This is a genomic window from Saccharopolyspora sp. NPDC002686, assembly GCF_040295745.1.
GTDB classification, from domain to species: domain Bacteria; phylum Actinomycetota; class Actinomycetes; order Mycobacteriales; family Pseudonocardiaceae; genus Saccharopolyspora; species Saccharopolyspora oryzae.
Map to the genome: position 1 here is coordinate 1 of NZ_JBEOVY010000557.1, position 3,099 is coordinate 3,099.

Annotated in this window: 2 protein-coding genes; one reads left to right on the plus strand and one right to left on the minus strand. The window is 69.5% G+C overall.

What is annotated here, in order from left to right; genetic code table 11:
* Nucleotides 1–36: 36 nt before the first annotated feature.
* Nucleotides 37–1,335, minus strand: coding sequence for an MFS transporter (locus ABTZ89_RS37495; protein ID WP_351053976.1), 1,299 nt, complete (start codon nucleotides 1,333–1,335; stop codon nucleotides 37–39).
* A 332-nt stretch (nucleotides 1,336–1,667) separates the two neighbouring features.
* Here ABTZ89_RS37495 and allB point away from each other — a divergent pair, with 332 nt between their 5' ends.
* A complete protein-coding gene (gene allB / locus ABTZ89_RS37500; protein ID WP_270947687.1) occupies nucleotides 1,668–3,023 on the plus strand; it encodes an allantoinase AllB in 1,356 nt (451 codons plus the stop codon).
* The last annotated feature ends 76 nt before the right edge of the window (nucleotides 3,024–3,099 follow it).

The following is a 3,099-nucleotide window of genomic DNA, read 5'->3' on the forward strand; positions in this document are numbered from 1 at the left end:
GCAAGAACGACCATCGCCGCTCACGCGGGTTCGACGCTATGCGGGCAGGCGCTTGGTGTAGTCGAGCGCGAGCACCGACGCCGTCATGATCAGCCCGGCGCCGATGAAGTAGAGCAGCGCGAACGTGTAGTTCCCGGTGGCGCCGACGATGAACCCGACCAGCATCGGCGTGAGGATCCCGGCGATGTTGCCGCTGAGGTTCATCGCGGCACCGAGCGTCCCGGCGTTCTCCCGGCCGCCCAGCAGCGACGGGACGCTCCACATGAGACCGACCCAGCGCAGGAAGAACAGCACCGTCGACAGCAGCACGACGGCGGCGATCGGATCCGGCACCAGGGTCACGCCGACCAGCCCGGCCACCACGATGACCCCGGCGACGCCCAGCAGGGCGCGCATCACGGTGTTGGCGCTGCGCCCCCGGGCTCGCCACCAGTCGGCGAGCGAGCCGCCGATCAGCTCACCGACGAACCCCGCGCCGAAGATGACGAGGGTGGACCAGCCGATGGTCTTGATGTCGAAGCCCTTGGTCTCGGACAGGTACAGCGGTCCCCAGGTCAGCAGCCCGTAGAACACGCCGTTGAAGCCCAGCCAGGCCAGGCACATCGCCCAGAACGACCGGAACTTCAGGTAGTTCCGCAGCGGGCGCCGACCGGAGTTCCCGGCCGCGGCGTCCTCCTCCTCGTGCGAGGTCTCGATCACGGTGGCTTCGGCGTCGTTGACGCTCGGGTGCTGGCGCGGGTTGTCGCGGATGTACCACCACGCGGCCACGCCCATCAGCACGGTGACCGCGCCGGCGATGACGAACGCGGGGCGCCAACCGCCGGTCCACGCGATCAGCCCGGCGATCGCGATGCCGCCGATGCCCGCGCCGAGCGGAGCCCCGGCGTCGAGGATCACCGCACCGCGTCCGCGTTCGCGCAGCGGCATCCAGAGCGCGTTCAGCTTGCCGCCGGCGGGCATCACCGGCGCTTCGGTGGCGCCCATCAGGGCGCGCATCCCGATCAGCGCGCCCGGCCCGGGTGCGGTCGCGGTCAGCGCGGTGGCCGCGCCCCAGGCGATGCAGGAGCTGCCGACGACCCGGCGCGGGCCGAACCGGTCGATCAGCCACCCGCTGGGCAGCTGCATGAGCGCGTAGGTCCAGAAGAAGGCGGCCAGCAGCACGCCGGTGACTTCTTCGGAGAGCCCGAATTCCTTCTTGATCATCGGTAGGGCCACCGAGATCGAGCCGCGGTCGACGTAGTTGATCGTCACCACTGCGAGCAGCAGCAGGAAGATCTTCCAACGGACTCGGGTCGGTCTGGTGCGCGTGGTGGTCTTTCCCGGCGCTTGCGTCACGGCGGTCCTCCAGCGTCGCAGGAGAGCTGGTTTTGGGATGCGGTATACCAAACATCGCGCCGGGAGGCCTGTCAATACCTGGGCAAACGCGAATCGGTGGGCGGCAGGAATTCAGCTTTTCCGGGCGTTCGGCGCGAGTCGGCGCTGAATCGATGCTTCGTCGGGGAACACTTGACGTGACAGGGGTTCGAGGGCGAGGATTTCGAGAGCCGATAAGTATACTTCACGATGTGAAAGTTGCGTCTTGGCACGCTTCCCGGCCGCGGGGCCTTGACCGGAACCGCCGAAGGTTCAACACTTTGTTGAACAGTTGATTTCAGGAGGTAACCGAGTTGTCCGAGTCAGCCACCGGGTCCTACGACGTCGTGTTCCGCGCGCGGCGGCTCATCGGCCCGAACGGGGAGACGTCCGGCAGCGTCGGCGTGCGCGACGGCCGCATCGCCGCCGTCGAGCCCCTCGACGCCCAGCTCGACGCCGCGCGGACCATCGACCTCGCCGAGGACGAGGTCCTGCTGCCCGGGCTGGTCGACACCCACGTGCACGTCAACGACCCGGGCCGCACCGAGTGGGAGGGCTTCGACACCGCCACCCGCGCCGCGGCCGCCGGCGGCGTCACGACCATCCTCGACATGCCGCTGAACAGCCTCCCGCCGACCATCGACACCGACGCGCTGGAGGTCAAGCGCAAGACCGCGCGCGAGAAGGCGCACATCGACGTCGGCTTCTGGGGCGGCGCGGTGCACGGCAACCTCGCCGAGCTGCGCGGACTGCACGAGGCCGGGGTGTTCGGCTTCAAGTGCTTCCTGCTGCACTCGGGCGTCGACGAGTTCCCGCCGCTGAACCCGGCCGAGCTCGACGAGGCGCTGCGCGAACTGGCCCGCTACGACGCGATGATGATCGTGCACGCCGAGGACTCCGACGCCATCGAGCACGCGCCCACCGCGCACGGCGAGACCTACGGCGACTTCCTGAACTCCCGCCCGCGCGGCGCCGAGAACGTGGCCATCGCGCAGGTCATCGAGCTCGCCCGGCGCATCGGCGGACGCGTGCACATCCTGCACCTGTCCTCCTCGGACGCGCTGCCGATGATCGCCTCCGCGCGCGCCGACGGCGTCAAGGTCACCGTCGAGACCTGCCCGCACTACCTGAGCTTCGGCGCCGAGGAGGTCCCCGACGGCGCCACCCAGTTCAAGTGCTGCCCGCCGATCCGCGAGGCCCGCAACCGCGAGCTGCTGTGGAAGGGCCTGGCCGACGGGATCATCGACTGCGTGGTCAGCGACCACTCGCCGTGCACCCCGGAGCTCAAGCGGTTCGACATCGGCGACTTCGGCGTCGCCTGGGGCGGGGTGTCCAGCCTCCAGCTCGGCCTGTCCGCGGTGTGGACCCAGGCGCGGGTGCGCGGCCACAGCCTCGCCGACGTGGTCGGGTGGATGTCCCGCAAGCCCGCCGAGCTCGCCGGGGTGCACCGCAAGGGCTCCATCGCGGTCGGCCAGGACGCGGACTTCTGCGTGTTCGCCCCGGACGAGGCCTTCGTGGTGGACGTGGACAAGCTGCACCACCGCAACCCGGTCTCGCCGTACAACGGCCGCCCGCTGGCCGGTGTGGTGCGCGAAACCTGGCTCCGCGGCACCAAGATCGTCGGCCCCGATGCGGAAACCACCCCCCAGGGCAAGCTCCTCACCCGCTGACCCTCGCGGGGGTGCAGTTTCAATTGAAACTGCACCCCCACGAGCACAGTTTCCATTGAAACTGTGGTCCCCCGAC